The sequence below is a fragment of the Stenotrophomonas sp. 01N47 genome (genome assembly GCF_056399165.1).
This window is the reverse complement of the sequence record NZ_JBFTQU010000115.1, coordinates 1-363: the sequence shown is the minus strand read 5'-3', so window position 1 is coordinate 363 and position 363 is coordinate 1. Positions and strand designations below refer to the sequence as shown.

At 63.4% G+C, this 363-nt stretch carries 1 protein-coding gene; it reads right to left on the bottom strand.

Annotated features, from left to right (window positions below):
• On the bottom strand, positions 1-363 hold a 363-nt coding region (locus AC1DKR_RS21470; RefSeq protein ID WP_478035259.1), incomplete at both ends, for a hypothetical protein.

Sequence of the window (363 nt, the reverse complement as noted above, 5' to 3'; positions counted from 1 at the left end):
GCCCGAAGGTCATCACGCAGGCGATCAACCGCCGGTCCAGTTGCAGTTTGGTCAGCACATATAAAAGAGGCGGCACCAGCAACGGGATAAACGCGATATGAATCGGCAAAATGTTCTGCGAGGCGATGGCCACCACCCAGAGCAGGCCGATCAGCAGCCATTTGACATTGCCGCCGCCGTTGGTGTGCTGGCGATCGACCATGGCCAGGGCTTTGTCCGCCAGGGCGTGGGCCAGGCCGGACTTGGCGATGGCCACGGCGAACGCGCCGAGCAAGGCGTAGGACAACGCCACTGTCGCCCCGCCGCCGAGGCCGCTGTTGAAGGCTTTGAGGGTCGCATCGATCCCCAGGCCACCGGTCAAAC